The organism is Marinobacter zhanjiangensis (genome assembly GCF_014651935.1).
In the GTDB taxonomy this organism is placed as follows: Bacteria; Pseudomonadota; Gammaproteobacteria; order Pseudomonadales; family Oleiphilaceae; genus Marinobacter; species Marinobacter zhanjiangensis.
In genome coordinates this window covers 293021-316697 of sequence record NZ_BMXV01000001.1, presented here as the reverse complement: position 1 = coordinate 316697, position 23677 = coordinate 293021, and the positions used below count along the sequence as shown (strand labels likewise).

General features: G+C 62.5%; 23 protein-coding genes. 11 read left to right on the top strand and 12 right to left on the bottom strand.

The genetic code is table 11. The features are described from left to right. Positions 1–5: 5 nt before the first annotated feature. The 10 genes from IE079_RS01430 to IE079_RS01385 form a co-directional block, all read right to left on the bottom strand. Positions 6–452: a response regulator gene (locus IE079_RS01430; protein ID WP_189571730.1), complete on the bottom strand. Its 447-nt coding sequence runs from the start codon at positions 450–452 to the stop codon at positions 6–8. Beyond that, complete coding sequence (locus IE079_RS01425; protein WP_189571727.1) at positions 449–3502, bottom strand: PAS domain S-box protein; 3054 nt, start codon at positions 3500–3502, stop codon at positions 449–451. Before IE079_RS01425 ends, IE079_RS01430 begins: the two co-directional genes overlap by 4 nt. Beyond that, positions 3495–5741, bottom strand: coding sequence for an ATPase, T2SS/T4P/T4SS family (locus tag IE079_RS01420; RefSeq protein WP_189571724.1), 2247 nt, complete (start codon positions 5739–5741; stop codon positions 3495–3497). The genes IE079_RS01425 and IE079_RS01420 overlap by 8 nt, the downstream gene beginning before the upstream one ends. A 16-nt stretch (positions 5742–5757) precedes the next feature. Further along, positions 5758–6894, bottom strand: coding sequence for a sensor histidine kinase (locus tag IE079_RS01415; RefSeq protein WP_189571721.1), 1137 nt, complete (start codon positions 6892–6894; stop codon positions 5758–5760). Then, on the bottom strand, positions 6881–7549 hold the full coding sequence (locus IE079_RS01410; protein WP_189571718.1) for a GTP-binding protein: 669 nt from the start codon (positions 7547–7549) through the stop codon (positions 6881–6883). Before IE079_RS01410 ends, IE079_RS01415 begins: the two co-directional genes overlap by 14 nt. An 8-nt stretch (positions 7550–7557) precedes the next feature. Next, entirely contained in the window at positions 7558–8085 is a 528-nt protein-coding gene (locus tag IE079_RS01405) for a response regulator (protein ID WP_189571715.1), read from the bottom strand. 2 nt (positions 8086–8087) lie between these two features. Continuing rightward, on the bottom strand, positions 8088–9467 hold the full coding sequence (gene nosR / locus IE079_RS01400) for a response regulator c-di-GMP phosphodiesterase, NosR family (RefSeq protein ID WP_189571712.1): 1380 nt from the start codon (positions 9465–9467) through the stop codon (positions 8088–8090). Further along, positions 9460–10320 (bottom strand): ATP-binding protein, encoded by an 861-nt coding sequence (locus tag IE079_RS01395; RefSeq protein WP_189571709.1) that lies wholly within the window; start codon positions 10318–10320, stop codon positions 9460–9462. The genes nosR and IE079_RS01395 overlap by 8 nt, the downstream gene beginning before the upstream one ends. A gap of 184 nt (positions 10321–10504) precedes the next feature. Continuing rightward, a complete protein-coding gene (locus IE079_RS01390; RefSeq protein WP_189572877.1) occupies positions 10505–11890 on the bottom strand; it encodes an MATE family efflux transporter in 1386 nt (461 codons plus the stop codon). Between the two features lie 102 nt (positions 11891–11992). Continuing rightward, a complete protein-coding gene (locus IE079_RS01385) occupies positions 11993–12895 on the bottom strand; it encodes a DUF6279 family lipoprotein (protein ID WP_227712236.1) in 903 nt (300 codons plus the stop codon). A 111-nt stretch (positions 12896–13006) separates the two neighbouring features. Between IE079_RS01385 and IE079_RS01380 the strand changes: the two genes are divergently transcribed. The 11 genes from IE079_RS01380 (at position 13007) to IE079_RS01330 (ending at position 21859) form a co-directional block, all read left to right on the top strand. Continuing rightward, positions 13007–13270, top strand: coding sequence for a DUF2798 domain-containing protein (locus IE079_RS01380; protein WP_227712235.1), 264 nt, complete (start codon positions 13007–13009; stop codon positions 13268–13270). After that, the gene (locus IE079_RS01375) at positions 13267–13755 is read left to right on the top strand and encodes a Na+/H+ antiporter subunit E (RefSeq protein ID WP_189571701.1); all 489 of its coding nucleotides are present in this window, start codon (positions 13267–13269) and stop codon (positions 13753–13755) included. The genes IE079_RS01380 and IE079_RS01375 overlap by 4 nt, the downstream gene beginning before the upstream one ends. Further along, on the top strand, positions 13734–14009 hold the full coding sequence (locus IE079_RS01370) for an MrpF/PhaF family protein (protein ID WP_189571698.1): 276 nt from the start codon (positions 13734–13736) through the stop codon (positions 14007–14009). Before IE079_RS01375 ends, IE079_RS01370 begins: the two co-directional genes overlap by 22 nt. Then, a complete protein-coding gene (locus IE079_RS01365) occupies positions 14002–14301 on the top strand; it encodes a cation:proton antiporter (RefSeq protein WP_189571696.1) in 300 nt (99 codons plus the stop codon). The genes IE079_RS01370 and IE079_RS01365 overlap by 8 nt, the downstream gene beginning before the upstream one ends. After that, positions 14298–14564, top strand: coding sequence for a Na(+)/H(+) antiporter subunit B (locus IE079_RS01360; protein ID WP_189571693.1), 267 nt, complete (start codon positions 14298–14300; stop codon positions 14562–14564). The genes IE079_RS01365 and IE079_RS01360 overlap by 4 nt, the downstream gene beginning before the upstream one ends. After that, positions 14561–15262: an MnhB domain-containing protein gene (locus IE079_RS01355; protein ID WP_189571691.1), complete on the top strand. Its 702-nt coding sequence runs from the start codon at positions 14561–14563 to the stop codon at positions 15260–15262. Before IE079_RS01360 ends, IE079_RS01355 begins: the two co-directional genes overlap by 4 nt. After that, complete coding sequence (locus tag IE079_RS01350) at positions 15259–15576, top strand: cation:proton antiporter subunit C (RefSeq protein ID WP_189571688.1); 318 nt, start codon at positions 15259–15261, stop codon at positions 15574–15576. Before IE079_RS01355 ends, IE079_RS01350 begins: the two co-directional genes overlap by 4 nt. Continuing rightward, positions 15573–17036: a complex I subunit 5 family protein gene (locus IE079_RS01345; RefSeq protein WP_227712234.1), complete on the top strand. Its 1464-nt coding sequence runs from the start codon at positions 15573–15575 to the stop codon at positions 17034–17036. The genes IE079_RS01350 and IE079_RS01345 overlap by 4 nt, the downstream gene beginning before the upstream one ends. Continuing rightward, entirely contained in the window at positions 17036–18535 is a 1500-nt protein-coding gene (locus IE079_RS01340; protein ID WP_189571685.1) for a complex I subunit 5 family protein, read from the top strand. Before IE079_RS01345 ends, IE079_RS01340 begins: the two co-directional genes overlap by 1 nt. Further along, positions 18532–20229: a complex I subunit 5 family protein gene (locus tag IE079_RS01335; RefSeq protein WP_189571682.1), complete on the top strand. Its 1698-nt coding sequence runs from the start codon at positions 18532–18534 to the stop codon at positions 20227–20229. Before IE079_RS01340 ends, IE079_RS01335 begins: the two co-directional genes overlap by 4 nt. A gap of 220 nt (positions 20230–20449) precedes the next feature. Continuing rightward, positions 20450–21859: a DUF4397 domain-containing protein gene (locus IE079_RS01330; RefSeq protein WP_189571680.1), complete on the top strand. Its 1410-nt coding sequence runs from the start codon at positions 20450–20452 to the stop codon at positions 21857–21859. A gap of 51 nt (positions 21860–21910) precedes the next feature. Here IE079_RS01330 and modC read toward each other — a convergent pair whose 3' ends face one another. After that, positions 21911–22993 carry a molybdenum ABC transporter ATP-binding protein gene (gene modC / locus IE079_RS01325; protein WP_189571678.1) on the bottom strand — a complete coding sequence of 361 codons (1083 nt, stop codon included), beginning with the start codon at positions 22991–22993 and terminating at the stop codon, positions 21911–21913. Then, a complete protein-coding gene (modB, locus tag IE079_RS01320) occupies positions 22990–23676 on the bottom strand; it encodes a molybdate ABC transporter permease subunit (protein WP_189571675.1) in 687 nt (228 codons plus the stop codon). The genes modC and modB overlap by 4 nt, the downstream gene beginning before the upstream one ends. Position 23677: the final 1 nt, after the last annotated feature.

Below are 23677 nucleotides of genomic sequence, written 5' to 3'. Positions count from 1 at the left end.
AGCGTTCAGACATAATACTTTGATTGCCCTGGCAGTACGGTGGTTCGGGACCAGTAGTGGGTCAGTGAGCGGGTGATTTCCAGCAGCTCCTCATAGCTGACCGGTTTGACAACGTAGGAGCTGGCGCCGAGGTCATAACAGGCAGCAATGTCGTTTTCGTCCCTGGAGGTGGTAAGCACTACGATGGGAATGCCCCGCAGGGCCGGATCGGCCTTGAGTTCCGCAATGATGTCACGACCGTTCTTGCCGGGCATGTTCAGGTCCAGCAGGATCAGCTGTGGCAGGGCCCGCCGGGCACGGGCGTCCGCCAGGCCGTCGACGATGGCGTCACCGCTTTCGAAGAAGGTCAGCCGCAGGGAAGCATCGCTTTCCAGGAAGGCATCCCGGATCAGCAGGCGGTCGTCGGCGTCGTCGTCGGCAATAAATATACGCATGGGCAACGTGTGGCTCATGATTGACGACTCTCTCTGGCCTGGCTGGTGAGTTCACGGGATTGACTGAAGTGTATCCGGAAGATCGCACCCGCTCCGGGTTGACCGTCGGCTACGATGGTACCCTGGTGGCGTTCCACGATCTTACGGACAATGGCCAGCCCGATGCCAGTGCCAGCGAATTCATTCTTGCTGTGCAAACGCTGGAAAGGCTGGAACAGCCGGTCCGCGTACCGGGCGTCGAAACCGGACCCGTTATCCTGCATCACCAGCGTCCAGCCCCGCTCAGTGATATTTTCAGGATAGACGAGGATTTCCGGCTGCACACCCGGGCGCCGGAATTTGATGGCGTTACTGAGCAGGTTCTGGACTACCTGGCGTAGTTGCGAGGGGTCGCCCTGCAATGGTGGTAGTGTGGACACCTGGATATGGGCATCGGCCGCGCTGATGGCCATCTCCAGATCCTGAAGAACATCGTCTGTGATCCGGTTCAGGTCACAGCTCTGGAACGGTTGTGCCCGGGTGGATACCCGGGAGTAGGACAGCAGGTCCATGATCAGCGTCTGCATGCGCCCGGCGGCGCCCCGCATTCGTTGCAGGTAGTCCTGTTCACGCTCGTCGAAATGCGCCGGGTCTTTCAGCAGCCGGTCACTGAAGGTCTGGATCTTGCGCAGTGGCTCCTGCAGGTCATGGGAGGCCACAAAGGCAAAATCCTGCAGCTCCCGGTTGCTGCGTTCCAGCTCGGCCATGGTGGCTTCCAGTTCCTGTTCCGCCCGTTTGCGCTGGTTGATGCTGTCGAAATAGACGGCAAGGCCTTCCCCGGAGGGGTAAGCCTTCACATCGCACCAGAGGTCCAGCGGTTCGAACCAGGCTTCAAATGACGTGGTCTCGCCTGTCGCCATGGCATGCCGGTAGTGTGCCTCGAATTCGGTGCCGATAATTTCGGGGAAAACCTCCCAGAGGCTGTTCCCGAGAACGACCTGGCGGGAGCTCTGGGTCAGTTCCTCACAGCGCTGGTTCATGAAGGTGAACCGCCATTCACGGTCCAGGGTAAAAAAGGCGTCGGTGATGCTTTCAAAGATCCTGGACTGCCGTTCTGCCAGCCGGCGGATCTGTTCACTGGCTTCCTTGCTGGCGGTGATGTCCTGGAAGGCCCCCTGCAGGGCAACAATCTGGCCCTGGTTGTCACGAACCGCCCGGCCGATGGCCCGCACCCACCGAAAGCGACCAGTGGCCGTGCGGATGCGGGCTTCAATATCGAAAGGCAGGCCCAGCTCCATGGCGAGCCGGACAGACTCCTCTACCAGCGGTCGGGTCTCGGGCGTGTAGTAGTCAAGCGCATCCTCCAGGCCAGGTTCCTCCCCGGGCGTCAGGTCGTGTATTTCATAAATCGCATTGGACCAGACGGTCTTGCCCGAAGGCACGTCGACCACCCAGCCCCCGAGGCGACCAATATGCTCGGCCATGCCCAGCAGGTCGTCCTTCTCCCGGAGTTCCTTCTGCACCTGCTTCTCATGGGTGATGTCGCGGGCGGAGCAGAAGATGCGCTGATTGTGCATGGCGGCATTAAGGCGCATCCAGCGCAGACTGCCGTCCTGGTGGTGTAACTGGATTTCCAGTTCGTAGACGGTGTTGCCCCTGACCAGTTGTGCAACGGCATGCTCCACCGCTTTCCGGTAGTCCAGGTGAACGATGTCCAGGTAGGGGCGCCCCACCAGGTCACTACGCACATAGCCCAGTGTGGTCAGAAAGGCCTGGTTCACCTCCAGAAACTGATTATGGGCGACGATGCAGAACATTTCCGGGGTCAGGGAGAAGAATGCTTCCCGTTGCTGGGCCAGTTCTTCAGCTTTCAGCTCTGCAGTCATGTCCCGGCCGATGCAGAACATTGTGCCGTCCGCTGATGACGTCCTCGCCGTCCAGTCCAGGGTAACCAGGTGTCCGTCCCGATGGTGATAGCGGTTGCGGAGCTGGCGGGTCTCCCGTGATTGGCGGGTACGGAGTTGATCGGCGGCCTTTTGGCTTGCTTCCCAGTCATCCGCAAGCACGAAGTCGCGGGCAAAATGCCCCTCCATATCCGCCGGCGCGTACCCGAGAATGCGTTTGCTGGACGGGCTGACAAAGCGGAACATGCCATCACGGTCGATGATGCAGAGCAGGTCGCTGCTGAAATTGATGATGCGCTCGTTGGTTTCCCGCAGTTCCTGCTCCCGGGAGAGGTGCTCCTGTAACTGGTCGTTGATCTGGCGCAGGTGATGGTTCTGGGCGGTGGCCATGGCACTGAACAGACGGTTGACCATGATCAGCACGGTGAGTGCCAGACCCCCGAACAGGATCAGGGTTTCCGTCAGGTAGTCAATGACTGATCGTTGCGCGGGAGGTTCGGTGGTTGCGGCGGGCAGGTCGAGCGCAATTCGGGCCAGGTACCAGCTGGTCACGGTAATGGCGATACCCAGCACACCCACCCAGAGCACTGGTTGCCGGTAGTCGTGGAAACGGTCCTGATACAGCCGGGACACCTTGAGCAGTGCGCCGCCACCGATGATCAGGAATATCGCGGTAGCGGGATTAAGGTCCGGCAGCAGCGTTAACCGAGCCCAGGAGGGTACCCCGAGACCGGGCGCAAACAGGTTTACCACGCCCATGGCAATGGTCAGGCCAGCAATGGCATGGATGGCTGATGAGGGCGCTGATGTCCGGGTGGCCAGTAAATAGCCAAGGCATAGTATAGCCATCGCGGCGGACAGTCCCGGCAAGATGCCCACTTTTGGCATGTCCAGGTTGATCAGTGCAGTATTGGCCAGGGCCAGTGGCATAAGCAATGCAGTCCACCCCAGCAAGGCTGCGGCCATCAGCTGACTCAGGCGCCTGGAGGCAAACGCCAGCGCCAGACACAGGCCACCGGCAAGGCCGGCCAGGGGGCCACCTACCGGGTAAATGGTCTCTGGCTGCCCGGCGAGGATGGCCAGCGCCAGGTTCGCGGACAGGGCCAGCCCCAGACCCACCAGGCACAGGCCCAGAGCGAACATCAGCGACCAGCTCAGGGCCTCGCGGTTGGTAAGGTCAGTCATGAAACTCCTGGGGCCCCAGCACCCGGAGAATTTCCTCGGCGGTGGTCCGTCCGGCTACGAGCTTTTCAAGGGCATCATCCAGCAGAACCTTCATGCCCTGCTTGCGGGCGATGGTGTCGATCTGCATGGCACTGGCGCCCTCGGTAATGGCAACGCGCAACTCATGGTTCATGGTGAGCACCTCATGCAGTGCCACACGCCCCCGGTAGCCCTTGTGGCAGCGTTCGCAGCCCTTTCCCTGGTAGAAGGTGATGTCTGGTTGAGCGAATTCCGGGCCCAGCTGTGCCAGCACGTCTTCCGGCGGCGCCACCTGCTCGCGGCAGTGCGTGCAGATGCAGCGCACCAGCCGCTGGGCGATGATCGCTTCCAGGGCCGAAGCCAGCACGAAGGGCTTCAGGTCCAGGTCCAGCAGCCGGGCCACGGTGGCGGCGGCAGAGCTGGTGTGCAGGGTGGAGTACACCAGGTGCCCGGTCATGGCGGCGTGGAAGGCCACGTCGGCGGTTTCCTCGTCGCGGATTTCCCCCAGCAGGATCACGTCCGGGTCCTGTCGCAGGATGGCCCGCAGCACGGAGGCGAAGTCCAGCCCGATGCGGTCCTTTACCGGCACCTGCCCGGCCATGTCCACATGAAACTCCACCGGGTCCTCGATGGTGACGTAATTGCGCTCCGGCGTAGCGTTGTGTTGCAGCAGGGCATACAGGGTGGTGGTCTTGCCACTGCCGGTGGGGCCGGTAGCCAGGATGATGCCCTGGGGCTTGCCCACCACATGGATCAGCCGTTTGCGATTGTGCTCGGACAGCCCCAGCTGCTCCAGGGACTGGGCCGAGGACTGCCGTTCCAGTACCCGCATGACCACCTTTTCACCATTGATGGTGGGCAGGGTGGAGATACGCAGATCCACGATGCGCATGGGGGTCTTGACGGTAATGCGGCCGTCCTGGGGCTTGCGGCGCTCGGTGATGTCCATCTCCGCCATCACCTTGATGCGGGACACCACCGACATCAGCAGGCTGGTGGGAATGTGGATCTTGTCCTGCAGCACCCCGTCGATACGGTAACGCACCACCAGCGACTTGGTGCGGGGGTGAATATGAATATCGCTGGCCCCCAGGCGCAGGGCCTCCAGAATCACGCCATTGACCAGGCGGATGGCGGGTGGCTCTTCAGAACTGCCCAGCAGCTGTTCGAGGTTTTCGCTTTCTTCGTCGTCCAGCACGATCTCGATGCCCTCATAGGGGTCATCGGTGCCGACTTTGGTGGTCATTTCATCGATGTTATCGGTCTGTTCGCCGAAGATCTCGTTGAGCTTGGCCTGCATCTGACCCGCCTCCACCAGCAGGGGGTGGATGGTGTAGCCGGTCATAAAGCCCAGTTCATCGATCAGGTTGATGTCCATGGGATCCACCATGGCCAGGCGCAGACGTTTGCCCTGAACCCGCAACGGCAGAACGAGCTGGCGCAGGCAGACGGACTGAGGCACCAGTGACAGCAGGCCGGGGTCGGCCTGGAATTCCCGCAGGTCGATTTCCTCGAACATCAGTTCGTCCCGCAGCAGGTCCCGCACTTTCCGGAAGTCCACCCAGTCGTGCTTGAGCAGCTGGCGTACCACCGGCGCCTTCTGGTTCTGCATTTCCCGGTGCAGTTGCTGGATCTGCTGGGGGTTCAGCCAGCCCTTCTTGTGCAGCATGATCGCCAGCTGGCTGCGGTTGGTGCCACCGAGTTTGGCGATGGTCTCCAGGTCCTTGTTCTGTTTCTGGTTCTGCTGTTTCAGCTCGCGTGTCTTCTCGATCAGTTCGTACTGTTCCAGGGCCAGGGCAATGGTCAGGCGCAGGTCGTCATCGTTCCAGGGCTTGAGGATGAAACGGTAGACCGCGCCATCCTTGATCGAGCCCATGACCGCGTCGGTGTTGGCCTGGCCGGTGAGCATGATGCGAATGGTCCGGGGCCAGTGCTCGCGGACGGTACGCAGCAGCTCGCTGCCATTCATGCCCGGCATCATGAAGTCGGTCATGATCAGCTCCACCGGCTCCCGTTCAAGCACTTTCAGGGCCTCGGCAGCGTTCCTGGCGAACAGCAGCTCGTAGTTCTCCCGTTTGAAAACCCGTTTCAGGGCGGAAAGGATGTTGGGCTCGTCATCCACCAGTAGCAGGCGATAGGGCTGGCGCTTGCCGCTGTCCGCGGTGGCGTCATCCTCGCTCTGTGAGTCGCCGGTAAAGAGGGATGCGTAACGTTTTGCCATGGTTATCCTGGTCGGGTTAGGAGGCCTGCGGCAGCAACATGGTGACCCGGGTGCCGTTGGCCTCGCGGCTTTCCAGTCGAATCAGACCCTTGTGGGCCCTGACCGTGTCCCGTGCCACCGTCAGTCCGAGACCCGTGCCGGAGCCTACCGGGCGGCTGGTGAAGAAAGGGTCGAACACCTGGCCCTGAATATCCTCGGCCATACCACAGCCGTTATCCTGGATAACCACCGCGATGTTACCGCTGTTGTCGGTGGCCGTTTTCACCACGATGCGGCCGTCTTCCGGGATGGCCCTGGCAGCGTTGTCCAGCACATTGTAGAAGGCTTCCGATAGTCGCGCCGGGTTGCCGGGTATTTCCGGCAGCTCGCCGAGACGTTCATCGATGGTCAGCCTGCGGTCAGCGTAGCTGGTTTTTAGCAGGTGCAGGGCCGCCTTGAGCAGGTCGTTGATATTGCAGTGGGTGTAGTCTGCATGATCAATGCTGGAGAAGGTCTTCAGGTCCGCCACGATGGTGGCAATGCGGCTGGAGCCATCCAGGGATTCGGACAGCAGGTCGCGGAAGTCTTCCAGCAGTTCTCGGGTTTCCCTGTCATCCGGCAGCTTGGCCTCCAGGTCGTCCAGGTAATCGCCCGCCACTTTCAGGTTGCTCTTGATGAACCCGATCGGGTTGTTGATCTCATGGGCAATGCCGGCCGCCAGTTGCCCGACGGAGCGGGTCCGGGCGCTTTCGTAAAGTTCCTGCTGGGCTTTCTGGATGGTGGCGACCTGCTCCTTTACCCGCTCCTGTAACTGGCCGGAGAGTGTCCGGTAGCGGGCTTCGGATTCCTGCAGTGCCTTGTGCTTGCGTTGCAGTTCGGCGTAGCCGGCTTCGGTGGCGTCATGGTGGATGTCGGCCGCCAGGCGGTACTTGGCGACAAAAAACAGGATGAAGGCGACCAGTTCGGCGGTGGCTTTGAGGCTATCGGCGTCGCAGTCGGCGCTGAGCCAGCCGACGGTTTCCAGGTTGAACTCCACCGGTATCGCGCCCTGTCGTTTTTCTTCACTCAGGGATACCTGGCCAAGACCCAGGCGGGCAAGGCTGGCCTCCAGGCGTTGGATCTGCGACGTTTCCAGCAGGTCGGACAGGACAGGATCGTCTTCAAGGCGTCGCATCTGACCCCCTTGCACTGAGTCGTTCCACGAAGGTTGCTCTTTCAATACCATGATCCCTTGCCAGCCTGAATTCCTGGTCGGCCACGGTGTAGAGACGGTCCAGCAGTTCACGGAACGTCTCCACCACCCCGGTACCGTTGAGGGCGCTGGCCATCTGCAGCGGTGACCAGGGGGTGTGGGCCCAGCGTTGCTGGAGTTCGTCCTCGGCAACGGTGTCGGGCATGTCCCGCTTGTTGAACTGGATAACGATGGGCACCGCTTCGATGTCCAGGCCGACTTTCTCCAGGTTTTCTTCCAGGTTGCCGAAAGCCATGGCGTTGTTATCCTGCTGGTTGCGCTGGGAGTCCGCCACGAACAGGATGCCGTCGGCGCGGGACAGCACGGCCTTGCGGGTGCTGTCGTGCTGCACCTGGCCGGGAACTGTGTAGAGTTTCAGACGCAGGTCCAGGCCATGGCCGCCTTTCAGTCCGATCGGCAGCATGTCGAAGAAAAGGGTGCGGTCGTCGCGGGTTTCCAGCACCATCAGCTCGCCAATGCGTTCCGGCATCAACTGACTGTGCAGCTGCATCAGGTTGGTGGTCTTGCCGCTGAGTGCAGGGCCGTAGAAAACCACCTTGAGATTGAGCCGGTTTTCCTCGGGAATGAAATCAGCCATGGCAGTGGTCAGAGAACGTCGTTGATAACGATAGAACCATCCTGATCCCGGCGTACCCGGGTAATGCCCGGGTTATCGTGCTCCAGCCGCAGCAGCTCTTCCTCCCGCTGGCGCAGCAGGTCATTCTGGCGTTTTACCTGGTCCAGTAGCTGGCGGTTTTCCAGGGTGACCTGGTAAAGGTCCACGGCGGAGCGTATAGCGGCCTGGATCTCGTATTCTTCCCAGGGCTTGGACAGGAACCGGTAGATCTCGGCGCGGTTGATGGCATTGATCATTGACTGCCGGTCGCCATGGCCACTGAGCATCAGGCGGATGGCATCGGGCTGGCGCTGACGGGCGAACTGCAGGAAGGTGACCCCGTCCATCACCGGCATCTTGTAGTCGGAGACAATAACGCTGTAGGCGGTGGACTGAAGCGCGTCGATGGCAGACTCGGCGTCGGTAAAGGTGTCCACCTGCCAACCCTCGTCGCGCAGCAGTCGCCTGAGGGCGGTCAGGATATTGGCTTCATCATCCAGCAACAGGATATGCGTCATCGTCAGCCGGCCTCCACGTTTTGCCCGTCGGCATCATCGGATTTACAGATAAACAGGGTGTAGCGAGTGCCCCGGGGTTCGCCCTTCTCGAACGCGATCAGCTTGTCGATCAGGCGCTCCGTCAGCTCCTTGCCTTCATTGAGCAACAGCATGCCCGAAGCCGCGTGGAGATCCCGGGCCAGCACCATGCCCGGCTCCAGGCCATGGGTGGGGACGGCGATCATGGTGTCGTCTTCCGGGTAAAGGTCCGGTGCATTGTTCTCCAGCAGCTCGGTGAAGGTTTCACACAGTTCCGGCTGGTACAGGCGGCCACCCTGGCGCTTGATGGTCCTGATGGCGTCCTCGCGGGGCATCTTGTGGCGCACCACCAGCCCGGCCTGCATTTCAATGAAATCCACGGTCAGGCGCAGTATGCGGGCGCCCAGGGGAATGGCCTCGCCCTCGAGCTCGTCCGGATAGCCCCGCCCGTCCCAACGCTCCCGTTGATGGCGTATGAGTGCCGCCGCCCCCTGTAGCGGGTCCAGCGCCATCAGCAGTTGCTCGCCGGCTTCCGGATAACGCCGGTAGATTCTGTCCTGCTCTCGGGTCAGTTTGTCCGAGGGAGCCCTGAGCATCTCGTCAGACCAGGCCAGCTTGCCAAGGTTGTAGAGGGCGGCCGCCATTTCCAGGTCTCGGGTCGCGTTTTCCTCCATTTCCAGGTGGGCAGCAACGGCCCTGGCCAGGGAGCTGACCTGAGCGTTGGTCTGCAGGTCCGCCGGTAGCCGTTGGTTGAACAGGGAAGCGAAGACCCCGGTGGTGGTGACATAGCTTTTCCGTAACTCCGCCAGGGTTTCGTCCAGCATGTCGGTGGTCTGCTGAAGCTCGGTGGTTCTTGCCGCCACCTTCTGCTCCAGCGTCTCGTTGAGGGTTTTTAGCTCGCGGTTCTGCTTGCGGGCCAGTTTTTCCAGCGCCAGCCGGCGACGCTCCGAATACTGGAAGGCCAGCGCCTGCTGGATGGTGGTGCGCAGGTCGTCGTCTTCCCAGGGTTTGCTGATGTACTGGTAGATCCGGCCGTCGTTGATGGCCTTGATGGTGGAGTTCATGTCGGCGTAGCCGGTCAGCAGGATACGCACGATCCACGGCCAGCGCCGGCGTGCGGTGCTCAGCAGGGTGGGGCCATCCATGCCCGGCATGCGGGCGTCTGAGATGATCAGGTCAACCCGTTCGTTTTCCAGTACCCCAATGGCGGCATCACCGGACTCCGCGGTCACCACCTCATAGGGCTCCCGGCGAAGAAGCCGCTTGAGGCTGCGCAGGATGTTCTCCTCATCGTCCACCAGCAGTACCCGCAGGTTGTCCGGCAGCTTTTGGGCGTTCTCGGGCTGCTGGCGCTTTTCACTCATCGGAAACCGCTCCCGGCTGTTCTATCGGCAAGCGGATGCGAAAGAGCGTGCCCTGGCCGGGCGTGCTGGCGGCGGTGATCTGTCCGTGGTGTTTCTCGATAATATTGAAGGACAGGGAGAGTCCAAGGCCGGTGCCCTTGCCAACCGGCTTTGTGGTGAAGAACGGATCGAAGATACGGGACAGGTCTGCCGGGTCGATACCCTTGCCCGTGTCCTCGAACTCCAGGGTGACATGATCCCCCTCATGGCGGGTACGAATGGTGATGGTGCCGGTGTTTTCGATGGCGTGGGCGGCGTTCACCAGCAGGTTCATGATGACCTGGTTGAGCTGGGATATGATGCAGCGGATTTCCGGGAGGTCGCCGAAGTCCCGCACCACCTGTGCCCTGTACTTGAGTTCGTTGTTCACCACATTGAGGGTGGTTTCAATACCCCGGTGCAGGTCGGCGTAGCGGAATTCCTCTTCCTCTGTATGGGTGAAATCCTTCATCGCGGCGATGATGGTCTTTACCCGTTCGATGCCCTCCCGGGATTCCGCCAGCAGGTCCTCAAGGTCCCCTCGCAGGAATTCGTAATCAATACTCTTGCGGATCTGGTGGAGGTCTTCGAGGGAGTCTGCCCTTTCCACCGCGTCGGTCAGCCGGAACAGGTCCGACAGGTAGTGCTCCAGGGTTTGCAGGTTGGAGTACACATAGCCCACGGGGTTATTGATCTCATGGGCCACGCCCGCCGCCAGCTGGCCAATGGCCGCCATTTTCTCGGACTGGTGCAACTGCCGGTTCGCTTGCTGAAGGCGGGCCGAAAGCTCCTGCGGTGGCAGGTCCTCTGGCATGTTTGAAGGTGTATCGGCCATGGCGGAAACCACACTCTGGTCTGGGCGGGTGAAGCGATATCGTGTTTACATGAAAAGAGTATAGAACCCTGTCACAGTTCGTTGGGTAACGTTTAGTATCCGGTGTCTTTGAGGGCGACGTATTTTTCAGACAAATTGTCACCCTTTGTCACTATCTGGTGACGATCTGTCTGATCTCGGCTGGTCAGGCTGCTCGCGTGTAGAGAAACAACCGCCACCCCAGCAGCAATGCCGCCGAGGCCAGGCCGGCGGTGATGCCGGCCCAGAAGCCCGGGGCGCCCATGGCGTCGATAATCAGATCGGTGAAGGTGAGGACGTAGCCCAGCGGCATGCCCACGCCCCAGAACGAGAACAGCATGATGAACATGGGGATGCTGGTGTCCTTGTAGCCGCGCAGGGCGCTGATGCAGGTGACCTGGATAACATCGGCGATCTGAAAGGCGGCGGCGAATTTCAGCAGCAGGGTGGTCACTCGCTGCACCTCCGGGTCGCTGGTGTAGAGCCGGGCGATGGCCTCGGCGAACACGAACAGTGAGCTGGCGAACAGCAGTGCGGTCAGGCCCGCCAGGATCAGCGAGCTGCGGGACAGCAGGTGGGCGGTGCGCGGTGTGCCGGCGCCCATCAGGAACGCGATCCGCAGGGTGAGTGCCATGCCGATGCTCAGGGGCACCATAAAGGTCAGCGAGGTTACGTTCAGGGCAATCTGGTGCCCCGCCACCACCACCGGCCCCAGTGGCGCCAGAAACAGGGCGATGACCGCGAACATGCTCGCTTCCACAAAGATGGTGAAGCCGATAGGCAGGCCAATTCGCAGGATGTAGCGCAGGTTCTCCGGGTCCGGTTTTGCCCAGTCGGCGATCAGGTGGAACTGCCGGTAGACGGGGCTGCAATTGAGGTAGACCACCATGGCAATGGCGGCGATCACATTGGAAATGGACGTCGCCCAGCCGCAGCCGACGCCGCCCATTTCGGGCAGGCCGAACTTGCCGTAGATCAGGGCCCAGTTGAGGGGCAGGTTGATGAGGGTGCCCAGCACCGAGAAGGCCATGATCACCCGGGTGTGTCCCAGTCCATCGGTCAGGCCCCGCAGGGCAACCATCAGCAGCATGAAAGGCACGCCCCAGGCGAAGGCGTCCAGGTAGCCAACGGCAATGATGGTGGTGTGGGCATCCAGGTTCATCAGGCTGAACAGCGGCTGCATATTGACCAGCAGCAGGATCATCAGCGCCGCGCTGGCCGCTCCGATGTACAGGCCCTGCCAGGTAGCGGGCATGATGCGCCCGGTCTCGCCGGAGCCGTTGTAGCCGGAAATGATGGGCTGCAAGGCCCCCAGTACACCCATGAAGAACAGGAACACCGGCATCCAGATGGCGCTGCCGATGCCCACGGCCGCCAGGTCTTCCGCGCTGGCGTGGCCGGCCATGACGGTATCGATCACGCCGTTGGCCATCTGGGCAAGCTGGGCAATCAGGATGGGCCCGCCCAGCAAGGCCAGGGTGCGCCATTCCGTCAGTATCCGTGGCACCAGTGGCGCCCGGGTATCCGGTACCGGTTGGTGTTCTTCGTCCAGCATGGGTGGGTCGCTACCTGAAGTCGCCTGAAGGCGGCCTACTATACACGCCAGCCCCGGTTTTCGGGAAAGCCGAAGGTGATCGCAACGGCAGTGCCGGGATTATCCGGCGGCGCAGGCCAGGGCCACAAAATCCTGGCGCAGATCCGTCGTTTCGTTCTGCAGGTGTTGCCAGTGACGGTTGTCGGCGGCCGCCAGCAGCTGGTGGGTCAGGCGGACAATGTCATTGGCGTTCTGCACGGCGCGGGCCTGGCTGGCTTCGCCCTGATAGTGCTGATAGTTGAGGATCATGTCCCGCAGCCGGTCCTCGAAGTCCGGTTGTTGTCGTTCAGCCAGCAACCCGGCAAAGGCGGATTGCCACTGCTGCCGGCCCTCCAGCCAGGCTTCGGTGGCCCCTTCCCGGCTCGCCACCCACTGCCGGATCACGGCAAGCTGGCGATCGTTCAGCCCGCCCAGCCACCGCTCGGCCCGCTCGCGGATCCTGTTCACGGCATCGTCGGGGGTGGACTCCTGAAGATATTCCTGTCGATATTCCGCCTGTTGCGCTTTCATGCCGGCTACCAGCTCATTCACCTGCTCGTCGCTCAGGCTTTGCAGCAGGCGGCTGGCTACCGGCACGATCCGCTCGCTCAGGGGCTCCAGGAAACGGGCGACGTGCTCACGATGGTAGGTGATGCGCTCCGGCGGGAGTTCTCCGCTTGAGGTTTCCTGGCGCAGTTCCTGCAGCCAGTCGGAGTAAAGCGGGAGCTGCGTCTCGCAGTGCCAGTCTCTGAGTCCCCGCAGGTCGGCGCGCAAGGCATCGGCCTGGTTGCCGGTCAGGTCGACGTAGTCCTCGACCCACCAGACCGCTCCCCGGTCTGCAAACCGGTATGACAGACGCGTCGAGCTGCAGGCACTCAGCAACGCCAGCATCAGTATCACGCTGATGATGCGGAGCATGTGGGTCGGTGAGGCGAAACGCACTGGCAGAAGTCCTTTTGAAATTTCGTTATCCTGTGACGTCATGTCTGCCCTCTCAGATGCTCAGGCAAACTATGATAAAAGAGTAGCAGCACTGGAATTGGTACGGTCATTTCGGGCAGTCGGATGTCTGCAAACGGATTCGGGAGACGTTCCTTGGCTCAGAAGGCTTCATTGCGCGTTCAGCAACTTGTCTTTGCGTTCTACATGTCCGGAATCATGTCGCTGCTTATGTCCGGCGTGATCACGGGGATCAATACCGGCCTGACAGGGTCCTTCGTAAAACGCTGGCTGGCCGCCTGGTTGATAGCCTGGGCCGTGGCGTTTCCGCTGGTGATATTTGTGGCCCCTCTGGCCAGGCGTATGACTGAGGCCACGAGCCGTTGGCTGGGGCGTTTCGGGCCCGGAGATGCTGAGTGAAACTACTCCTGCTCGCAGGCCTTTGGCTGGTGCTGACCAACGGTAATGCCGAAGCCTGGGGCTTCGGGCTGGCGGTGGTGGCGCTGGTCTGGGTGATCTCGGTACGGCTTTTCCCACCCGGTGAATACCGCTTGCAGCCGTTGCAGTTGCCGCGGTTTCTGGGCTGGTTTCTGGCCCGGTCACTGGTGGCGGGGTGGGATGTGAGCCGTCGTCTGCTGGCCCCGACCCTGGAGATTGCCCCTGGTGAGCGTCAGGTGGCCCTGGCTCTGCCGGAAGGCAGTCCCCGATGGTTGCTCGCCAACCTGCTTTCGCTGATGCCGGGAACACTCAGTGTTGAGGTTCAGGGGCAGGCATTGCTACTACACTGCCTGGATACCCGACAGGATGTACACGCCGATGTGGCGGAGGCCGAAAGGCGGGTGGCGCGGCTGTTTGGTCTTGAGCTCAGGCCGAAGGAGGACCCATGGCCCTGGCACTGGAGCTGACCGCCGTCTGGCTGTTACTGACCCTGCTGCTGGGACTGGTGCGCATCTGGCAGGGGCCGAAGCCGGGGGACCGGATTCTGGCCTCTCAGCTGATCGGCACCACTGGCGTGGCCATACTGCTGGTACTCGCCAGTGCCCAGCAGATGCCCCCGCTGAGGGATGTGGCGCTGGTGCTGGCACTGCTGGCGGTGCTGGCCACGGTCGCTTTTGTCACTCGTGAAGTGCGACTGGACAAGGAGACCGGTGATGACTGACTGGCTGCCCTGGGTGCAGATAACCCTGTTGGTGGCGGGGTGCTTCTTTTTTGCCGTTGGCACACTGGGTCTGTTCCGGCTGTCGGAAACCCGTGATCGTCTCCATGCCCTGACCAAGGTGGACAATCTGGGGCTGGGGCTGATTGCGGTGGCACTGCTGCCCTCTGCGCCGACCATCGGGGATGCCCTGAAGATCGTGCTGATCTGGCTGGTGGTGCTGGCCGCCAGTGCCACGTCTGCCCACCTTATTGCCCGGGCTGCCGGGCATTCCGGCGACGGGGAGGAGCCATGACGTCCTGGCTGCTGGATGGCCTGGTGGTGTTCATGCTGCTGGCCACCGCGGTGTCGGTGCTGGCCTCCCGCAGCCTGTTCCGGGCGGTGGTGATGTTCATTGCCTTCGGAATGCTGATGGCCCTGGCCTGGGTGCGCTTGCAGGCACCGGATATTGCCCTGGCGGAGGCGGCGATCGGCGCCGGGCTGACCGGTGTACTGCTGCTGGATGCGGTGGCACACTTCCGCCGTGGGCCGGACAAGGAACGTGGGGGTGCGTCGTGAGGGATCGCTTGCGGCTGGCCGCTGTGCTGGTTCTGTGCGCCGTGTTTGCCATGGCACTTGTGGGGACTGTCTGGCAGATTGCCGGCCAGCCGGTAGGCGGCACCCTGCCGGAAACCGTGGCCGATGCCATGGCGGACAGTGGCGTCGATCACCCGGTAACCGCCGTACTGCTGAATTTCCGCAGCTACGACACCCTGCTGGAAATCGGGGTGCTGGTGATCGCTGCCATCGCCGGTATCTCCATGGCCCGGCTGCCGTCCCTGGAAGACCCCGAACTGCGCACCCATGATTCCCTGCTGCATGCCCTGCAGCGCTGGTTTCTGCCACTGATGTGGCTGGTGGCAGGGTATCTGCTGTGGGCCGGTGCCGTGCAGCCTGGTGGCGCCTTCCAGGCCGGGGCCGTGCTGGCCGGCACCGGTGTTCTCATGCGCCTGGGCGGTATGCCTATGAACTTTCTCCAGCCCAGGTTGCTGTTGCGGGTGGGCCTGGCGCTGGGCTTTGCCGTGTTCCTGCTGGTGGCGGTGGTCAGTGCAGCGGGCGGAGACGCCTTTCTGGCCTATCCCGAAGGCATGGCCAAGCCACTTATCCTGTTGATCGAAATCTTCCTCACCCTGTCCATCGCCATGGTGCTGCTGTCGCTGTTCGTGGCGGCTCCGGTCAATGACGCCCGCGAGCCGGCGGAGGGAGAGTCGGAATGAGCGTGCATCTGCTCTATGCCTTTGCCGGGGCGGGTGTGTTCACCATCGGGCTGTTCGGCATGGTGTTCATGGTGCATCTGCTGCGCAAGCTGCTGGCGTTCAACCTGATGGGGTCCGGTACCTTTCTGGTACTGGTGGGGCTGGCCCAGCATCGCAACGGGGTCGATCCGGTGCCCCAGGCCCTGGTGCTCACCGGTATTGTAGTCGCCATCGCCGCGACCGCTCTCGCACTGGTGCTGATCAGGCGCTATTTCCACCTGACCGGGCAGGTAACCCTGGAACCCGGGAGCCGGGACGATGAGGGGCATTCATGATGTCCTGGCTGATGGCCGGGCTGCTGTTCACCCCCCTGGCCTGGGCTGTGGTCTCACTGCTGGTGGGTTTCCGCACGGGGCGATGGTTGAGCTGGGTGGGGATGGTGCTGCAGGTGGGCGCCTCGGTGGCGCTCTGGTTCGCGGTGGCCCGGGAGAGCGGCTTTTACTATGCCCTGGGGGGCTGGCAGGCGCCCCTGGGCATCGAGCTGCAGGTGGACGGTCTGGCGCTGACTTTCGTACTGCTGACCGCCGCTGTCGCCAGCGCCTGCGGGCTTCACGCCGGGGTCTACCTGGATCCGGACAAACCCTGGCAGCGCTATTTCTGGCCCCTGTTCTGGTTTCTCTGGGCCGGTCTGAATGCGGTCTGGCTGGGGGCGGACCTGTTCAACCTGTATGTGGGGCTGGAGCTGATCACCCTCTCTGCCGTGGGTCTGGTGGCTCTGGGCGGTGATGCCGGTGCATTACGGGCATCGCTGCGCTACCTGCTGGCGGCACTGGTGGGCTCGATGGCGTATCTGCTGGGCGTGGCGCTGATGTATGGCCAGTTCGGCACCCTGTCGCTGGCCGGTATGTCGCACCTGGCTCAGGAGTATCCCGGCCTTGAGGGTGCCGGGCTGGCCATGGCGCTGATGATGACGGGCCTGGCACTGAAAACCGCCCTGTTCCCGCTCCATGGCTGGCTACCACCGGCCCATGGTATCGCCCGGTCACCGGTCAGTGCGCTGTTGTCGGCGCTGGTGGTCAAGGCGTCGTTCTTCATCGCGGCGCGGCTATGGCTGGAACTGGGGCCGAACCTGGGCACGCTTGCCCTTGCTCAGCTGGCGGGCGTGCTGGGCGCCCTGGCCGTGTTGTGGGGCAGCTGGCTGGCCTGCCTGCAGCCACAGCTGAAACAGGTGGTGGCCTATTCCTCGGTGGCGCAGATTGGTTACCTGTTCCTGCTGTTTCCGCTGACCTGGGGCGTGACCGAGGCGGTTTCGCAACAGGCACAGCAGGGTATGACCCTGCAGGTGATCAGCCATGCCCTGGCCAAGGCGGCCATGTTCCTGGCCGCCGGCAACCTGATTTTGTCCACCGGCAGTAACCGGGTCAGCGACCTGGCCGGTGTCAGCCGCTTCCTGCCATTTTCGCTGTTCTCCTTCGGCCTGGCGGGGGTATCACTGATGAGCCTGCCGCCCACGGGCGGGTTTGCCGCCAAATGGCTGCTGCTGCAGGCCAGCCTCAACAGCGGCCAGTGGTGGTGGACCCTGGTGCTACTGGCAGGCGGGTTGCTGTCGGCAGCCTATGTGTTCCGCATCTACCGGGCCTCGTTCGTGGAGCATTCCGAACTGGACCAGTTCTATCATCCACCGCGCCGCCTTGAGGCCATTCCCATGATGCTGGCACTGATGTCCCTGGGGCTGGGCCTGGTGGCGGAGCCATTACTGTCAGTCATGGCGCTGCCCTTCGGGGAGGGAGGCTGATGGCTGAGGACTTCTGGCTCAACCCCTGGCTGCCGCTGATGGCACTGGCTACATCGATGGTGGCGGCGGTGGTGATCTTCGCCTTGCCGGAAGAGCGCCATGGCCTGCGCACCGGCGTTAACCTGGCGGCCTCGTTGCTGAAGCTGGGGCTGATCACCGTGATGGTATGGGGCGTGTTCCAGGGGTTGGAGTACCGGCTGGACTTTACCATGATGCCCGGGATCGAGTTCGTGTTACGGGCTGACCCCCTGTCGATGATGTTTGCTGGCCTGTCGGCGGTGTTATGGGTACTGACCACGGCCTACGCCGTGGGCTATCTGGAATATTCCCCCAATCGCAGCCGTTTCTTCGGGTTCTTCAGCCTGTGCGTGGCCAGTACCACGGGTATTGCCCTGGCGGGCAACCTGTTTACCTTCTTCCTGTTCTACGAAATGCTGACCCTGGCCACCTACCCGCTGGTGGTACACCGGGGCACCGAAAAGGCCCTGGCGGCTGGCCGTACCTATATCATTTATACCCTCAGCGGTGGCGCCCTGCTGCTGTTGGGCATGGCCTGGCTGTATGCCGAGACCGGCACCCTGGAATTCACCCAGGGTGGTTTTGTAGAGGGGCCGCTGACGCCTTCACTGGCGATCATTTTCGCCCTGCTGATTGCCGGTCTCGGGGTCAAGGCGGCACTGTTTCCGCTCCATGGCTGGTTGCCCCAGGCCATGGTGGCACCAGCGCCGGTCAGTGCCCTGCTGCATGCGGTGGCGGTGGTGAAGGCCGGGGCCTTTGGCATTGTGCGGGTGGTCAACGATGTGTTCGGTATCGAATTCGCCCGCGACGAGGGACTGTTGTTGCCGCTGGCCTGGCTGGCGGCCTTTACCATTACCTATGGTTCGCTGCGGGCCCTGGCGCAGCAGGACCTGAAGCGGATGCTGGCGTTCTCCACCGTCAGCCAGGTGTCCTACATCGTGCTGGGGCTGTGCCTGGCAAGCCCCCTGGGCATGGTGGGCGGGCTGGTGCATCTGCTGCACCAGGGCATCATGAAGATCACCCTGTTTTTCTGCGCCGGCAATTACGCCGAAACCCTCGGGGTGCACCGTATCGACGAGCTGGATGGCGCCGGCCGGCGCATGCCGGCCACGTCGATAGCCTTCACCATCGGCGCCTTTGGCATGATCGGGGTGCCGCCGCTGGCGGGGTTCATCACCAAGTGGACCATGGGGCTGGGAGCGCTGGAAGCGAATATGCCCTGGGTGGTCCTGGTGTTGCTGGTCAGCAGTGTCCTCAACGCCGCGTATTTCCTGCCGGTGGTGCATCGCCTCTGGTTCCGGGCCCGGGAACGTGACTGGCCGGAAGAGGTCCGCTGGGGCCGCCTGGAGACCATGAGCTGGCTGCTGTGGCCGCCGGTACTGACGGCAGCCGCGGTGGTGGCCATCGGTGTGCTGGCCTCCTTCCAGTTCAGTCCGCTGTCGTGGGCGGAATTACTGGTTAACCGGGAGTACCTGCCATGAGCCCGGAGATGACGTTTCTGGTGCTGGCGGCGGTGGGTCTGCCGCTGGTCTGGCTGTTGCTGGTGCCGGTAGCCGGTCGCTGGCTGCGTTTCGGGTTGCCGTTGCTGCCTCTGCCGGCCCTGGTGCTCGCGCTGGTTCCGGGGGACTGGCAATGGGCATTGCCCTGGCTGTTGCTGGACAGCCTGTGGCTGCTGGATGACCTTCGACGGGTGTTTCTGGTATTGACGGCCCTGCTCTGGTGCAGTGCCGGGCTGTTTGCCATCGGTTATCTCGATGGCAAACATCTGAAGCGGTTTGTGGTGTGCTGGTGTCTGACCCTGTGCGGCAACCTGGGGCTGGTTATCGCCGGTGACGCCGGCAGTTTCTACAGCTTCTTTGCGTTGATGACCTTTGCCAGCTATGGGCTCGTGGTCCATGACGGTTCCGTGGAAGCCCTGCATGCCGGGCGCGTGTATATGGTTATGGCGGTGCTGGGGGAAATGCTTCTGCTGGCCGGGTTGATACTGGCGGTGGCGGTTACCGGCAGTGGTCAGCTGGCGGATTTGCCCGAGGCGATCGCAAAGGCTGACCACGCGCATCTGATAACCGGATTACTGTTGACCGGTTTCGGGGTCAAGGCAGGCTTGCCCATGTTGCATTTCTGGCTGCCCCTGGCCCACCCCGTGGCGCCCACCCCGGCCAGTGCGGTGCTCAGTGGCGCCATGATCAAGGCGGGGCTGCTGGGCTGGGTGCTGACGCTGCCGCTGGGTCACGAGGGCTTCCGCGACTGGGGTGACGCACTGGTTATCGCGGGGGCCGTGGCTTCTCTGGGCGGGGCCTTGATCGGCGTATGCCAGACACAGACCAAGGCCGTGCTGGCGTATTCCAGCATCAGCCAGATGGGGTTGATGCTGTTGCTGGTGGGGGCTGCTTTGGCCACACCGGAGCGGGTGGACCTGATCCTGCCGGTGATTGCCCTTTACGCACTGCATCATGGCCTGGCCAAGGGGGCCCTGTTCCTGTCCTCGACGGTCAGGCTTCCCCGGCAACGTGTGAGTCGCGGGCTGTTCTGGTTGCTGATTGCCCTGCCGGGGTTTGCGCTGGCGGGGCTGCCCTGGACCAGCGGCGCCCTGGCCAAGCTGGCCATGAAGGAGGTGCTCAAGGCGGATAAGCTCGCCATGGTGACGGCACCGTATCTGGCCCCGCTGATGACCGCCGGGGCGGTGGCCACCCTGTTGCTGGTATTGCGGTTTCTCTGGCTCCAGCGACTTAAGGATGAGACCGGGCGGAACCCGCTGGCGCTGACCCTCGGGTGGTCGCTGGCCACCCTTGGCTCGCTGCTTCTGTTCTGGTGGTTGCCGTGGCAGGCAGAAGGGCTGGTGGCGTCACCCCGGTGGCTGCCCGAATCCTACCAGTACTGGCCACTTCTGTGGCCGATCCTGGTGGCTCTGGTCATCGGTGGCCTGGCCGCCAGACTGATTCCCCGGGCGCCCCGGATTCCTCCGGGGGACGCGCTGGTGCTGCTTGAGCTCGGGGGACGCTGGTTGTGGTCCTGGCTGGAGCGTCCGGTCTTCCGTGGACCACGCGCTCCCGCTTCGCTGAACCGGCTGTGGCGGCATTTGCCAGGCTGGTCCGCCAGTGCCGAGCAGGGGCTGCGCGCTGGTGGCATTCTGGCCCTGACCGTTCTGATACTGCTGATGGCGGCATTGCTATAACGGGCGCTGTTTTCGCATCCAGCGATACCGGATTATCCCGGAACTGGTAACCGGGGATACGCCAATCCATTTCATGTCAAAAAATGTCAAATTTCCTGCATCCAATTCATCCAGACTCCCGTAAATCGCTTTGACACACAGGTCAGGGACTGAACCTGTGCAGGTTCGAACCACTGTCATCCGATAACAAAATGATTTCTCCAAACAGGGAGCAAATATCATGAATCGTTTATTGGCTGTACCAGTGGTGCTTGCCGGCGCCCTTGCGATTTCCGGTTGTAATGACAGTTCGAGTTCCAGTGACAACGACAGCGGCCCGGTTTCTCAGGTGCGGATTATCCACGCCTCGCCGGATGCGCCGCCGGTGAATGTACTGGTTGATGACGAGGTTGCCGTTGAGGCTGCGGACTACAAGCAGGCCGCGGTGCTGAATCCGGAAGCCGGCAGCTATCAGGTTGCGGTGGAAGGCATTGTGCCCGGAGGAAATGTTACCGTGATCGGCCCGGTGGATTTCACCTTTGAGGAAAACGTTCGCTACAACGTGGTGGCGGTTGGTGAAGTGGGGGGCATCGCCCCGGTGGTGTTCGAAGATGAGCCTGGCTTCAGTTCCAGCGACGAAGTACGGGTGCGCATTGGCCATCTGGCGCCCAACGCTCCCAACGTGGATATTTACGTGACAGCCGCCGGTGATGGTGATGACCTGTCTGCCGTTGATCCGTTGCTGGTAGACGTTCCGTTCGAAACGGTTGCGGAACCGGTAGAGGTAATAGCCGGAGATTATCGTATCCAGGTAACAACCGTGGGGTCCGCCGACCCGGTTTTTGACAGTGGTCGGGTCACCTTGCCCGCCGGCGCCGATCTGTTCGTGGGCGCGGTGCAGAACACCGGTGCCAACCTCACAGACAGTGGTGCCAGCCCGGTCAGCCTGATGGTAGTCAACGGCGCTGACGTATCAGAGATCTTCGACGTGGATCAGGGCGCCGGGGTGAGAGCGGTGCACAACTCTGCCAATGCCCCCGAGGTGGATGTGCTGGTGGACGATGTACCGACCCTGACCGGTATTGCCTTTGGCGAAACCGCTCCAGCGGCTGTTCTTGACGGCTATGCAGCCCTGGCTGGCGGAGACTACAACGTCAAGGTAACACCAGCGGGCGCAACCACTCCGGTGGTTCTCGATGAGGACCTGACACTGGACAACGGCCAGGGCTACTCTGTATTGGCGGTGGGCCTGATCGACGACGCCGACACCCCCATTGAGGCTCTGGTGCTGGAGGACAGCGTTCGCAGCATCGCCACCCAGGCGTCGCTGAGGGTTGTTCATGGTTCCACCCAGGCCGGTAACGTCAATATCTACCTGCTGCCGGAAGGTCAGGATGAGATTGGCAATGCGGAGCCGGCGCTGGCCGATGTGCCCTACAAGGCGGTGACCGACTATCTGCCGATTCCCGAAGGCACCTACAATCTGCGGGTGACCGATCTGGACGGCAATGTTGCCATCAGTGCAGATAACATCGGGCTGGATAATGGCGGTGTCTACACCGTGATTGCCCGTGATGGTGAGGATGGCAACGGCTCGGTATTGACCGACTTCGGCCTGATCCTGCTGGACGACTTCATTACGGCTATTTGAATCTCGTCAGGGGTGTGCCTGTGCGGGGTGCGGGCACACCCTCTTCCTTTCTTACTCCATCAGCACCGCGGACTTCACCAGGGCAATCACCGTCTGCCCGTTCTCAAGCCCCAGTTCCCTGACCGATGCACGGGTAATCCGTGACAGCAGTATCTGGCCGTCGTCCAGCCGACAGGTGATGGTGCACCGGTGTTCATCCGCCTCCTCTATGCGCTCGATACGCACCGGCATCCGGTTGCGGATGCTGATGCCCACGGGCTCCTGTGTGGCCAGGCTGACGTCGCTGGCCAGTATCCGTAACCGGTGCAGGCTGGTGCGGTGGCTTGAGTGGCCGCTGACCTGGAAGGGCACCGAAGGCCGGCCCTCGCCGCCACGGGTAACGAACTGCCACTCGCCATCGCCGGTGTTGGTGAGCTGACCCTGAAGCACCGCGGCGGGGCCTTCATCACTGAACAGGGGAGAGTCCGGACGGGTCAGTGCCTCCCGGAGTGTCTCGATGCGCTCCAGGCGCCCCCGGGACATGAAGGCCACATGGTCGGCAAGCTGTTCCACTTCCCGGGCGGAATGGGTCACCAGCATGATGGGCACGCCGGTGCTTGCGGGCAGGTCGGCCAGGAACGGCAGAATCTCCCGTTTGGCGGTGGTATCCAGGGCCGACAAGGGTTCGTCCAGCAGCATCAGTTGCGGGCTGGTCAGCAGCGCCCGTCCCAGGGCGACCCGCTGGCGCTGTCCCCCGGACAGGGTCTGCACCGGTTGTTGTGTCAGGTCGTCCAGATCCAGTAACCGATAGATCATTTCCGGGTGCAGCCGGCGTTGGGCTGGCGGGGTCCGCTGGTAACCGTAGCGCAGGTTGGCCTCCACCGACAGGTGGGGCAGCAGGCTGGATTCCTGGAACACCAGCCCCAGCCGCCGGCGGTTCAGGGGCAAGTGCCGGCGGCCCGATTGCCAGATCTGATCCCGGAAGCGCACTTCCGCTTCCCGCGTGCGTTCCAGGCCGGCAATCAGCCGCAGCAGTGTGGTCTTGCCGCAACCGGAGCGCCCATACAGCGCCGTAATGCCTTCGGTCGGCAGGGTGTCGTTGATGGCGAGAGTGAAATCCCCGCGCTGGAGCCGTGCCTGTACCTGGAGCGTCACGGCCTTACCCCGTCGACCCGCCGGTTGAAACTGTACACTGCCACCAGCACCAGGAAGGCGAATATCAGCAGCCCCAGGGAAAGCCGATGGGCGGCGGCATAGTCCATGGCCTCGGCGTAGTCATAGATCAGTACCGACAGCACCTGGGTTTCTCCGGGAATGCTGCCGCCGAGCATCAGGATGACCCCGAACTCCCCCAAGGTGTGGGCAAAGGTCAGGGTCGCCGCCACGATAAACCCGCCCCGGCACAGGGGCAGGATCACCGTAAACAGCCGGTCCACGGAGCCAGCGCCCAGGGAGGCCGCCACTTCCACCGGCCGTGTGCCCAGGTGTCGAAAAGACTCCATCAGCGGCTGCACCGCGAAAGGCAGGGAATAGATGACCGAGGCTACCAGGATACCTTCGAAGCTGAACGCCAGGTGAGTCAGCCCCATGGCCTCCAGGGCCTGGCCCACCGGTCCCCGGGGGCCGAGGGCAATCAGCAGGTAGAAGCCCAGCACGGTCGGCGGCAGAACCAGCGGCAGTGCCACCAGTGCCTGAACCACCGTGCGGGAGGGTGATTGCCGGTGGGCCAGCCACCAGGCCAGGGGCGTGGCCAGTACCAGCAGGATAACCGTGGTCAGGGTGCAGAGTTTCAGGGTGACGGCAATGGCCTGCCAGTCCTGGGGAGAAAGCTCGAACATG

Excerpts from the sequence above, each read along its gene's own strand:
- IE079_RS01430 (WP_189571730.1), bottom strand. The coding sequence starts at position 452 with ATGAGCCACACGTTGCCCATGCGTATATTTATTGCCGACGACGACGCC.
- IE079_RS01425 (WP_189571727.1), bottom strand. The coding sequence starts at position 3,502 with ATGACTGACCTTACCAACCGCGAGGCCCTGAGCTGGTCGCTGATGTTC.
- IE079_RS01420 (WP_189571724.1), bottom strand. The coding sequence starts at position 5,741 with ATGGCAAAACGTTACGCATCCCTCTTTACCGGCGACTCACAGAGCGAG.
- IE079_RS01415 (WP_189571721.1), bottom strand. The coding sequence starts at position 6,894 with ATGCGACGCCTTGAAGACGATCCTGTCCTGTCCGACCTGCTGGAAACG.
- IE079_RS01410 (WP_189571718.1), bottom strand. The coding sequence starts at position 7,549 with ATGGCTGATTTCATTCCCGAGGAAAACCGGCTCAATCTCAAGGTGGTT.
- IE079_RS01405 (WP_189571715.1), bottom strand. The coding sequence starts at position 8,085 with ATGACGCATATCCTGTTGCTGGATGATGAAGCCAATATCCTGACCGCC.
- nosR (WP_189571712.1), bottom strand. The coding sequence starts at position 9,467 with ATGAGTGAAAAGCGCCAGCAGCCCGAGAACGCCCAAAAGCTGCCGGAC.
- IE079_RS01395 (WP_189571709.1), bottom strand. The coding sequence starts at position 10,320 with ATGGCCGATACACCTTCAAACATGCCAGAGGACCTGCCACCGCAGGAG.
- IE079_RS01385 (WP_227712236.1), bottom strand. The coding sequence starts at position 12,895 with ATGACGTCACAGGATAACGAAATTTCAAAAGGACTTCTGCCAGTGCGT.
- IE079_RS01370 (WP_189571698.1), top strand. The coding sequence starts at position 13,734 with ATGGCCCTGGCACTGGAGCTGACCGCCGTCTGGCTGTTACTGACCCTG.
- IE079_RS01365 (WP_189571696.1), top strand. The coding sequence starts at position 14,002 with ATGACTGACTGGCTGCCCTGGGTGCAGATAACCCTGTTGGTGGCGGGG.
- IE079_RS01360 (WP_189571693.1), top strand. The coding sequence starts at position 14,298 with ATGACGTCCTGGCTGCTGGATGGCCTGGTGGTGTTCATGCTGCTGGCC.
- IE079_RS01350 (WP_189571688.1), top strand. The coding sequence starts at position 15,259 with ATGAGCGTGCATCTGCTCTATGCCTTTGCCGGGGCGGGTGTGTTCACC.
- IE079_RS01345 (WP_227712234.1), top strand. The coding sequence starts at position 15,573 with ATGATGTCCTGGCTGATGGCCGGGCTGCTGTTCACCCCCCTGGCCTGG.
- IE079_RS01340 (WP_189571685.1), top strand. The coding sequence starts at position 17,036 with ATGGCTGAGGACTTCTGGCTCAACCCCTGGCTGCCGCTGATGGCACTG.
- IE079_RS01335 (WP_189571682.1), top strand. The coding sequence starts at position 18,532 with ATGAGCCCGGAGATGACGTTTCTGGTGCTGGCGGCGGTGGGTCTGCCG.
- IE079_RS01330 (WP_189571680.1), top strand. The coding sequence starts at position 20,450 with ATGAATCGTTTATTGGCTGTACCAGTGGTGCTTGCCGGCGCCCTTGCG.
- modB (WP_189571675.1), bottom strand. The coding sequence starts at position 23,676 with ATGTTCGAGCTTTCTCCCCAGGACTGGCAGGCCATTGCCGTCACCCTG.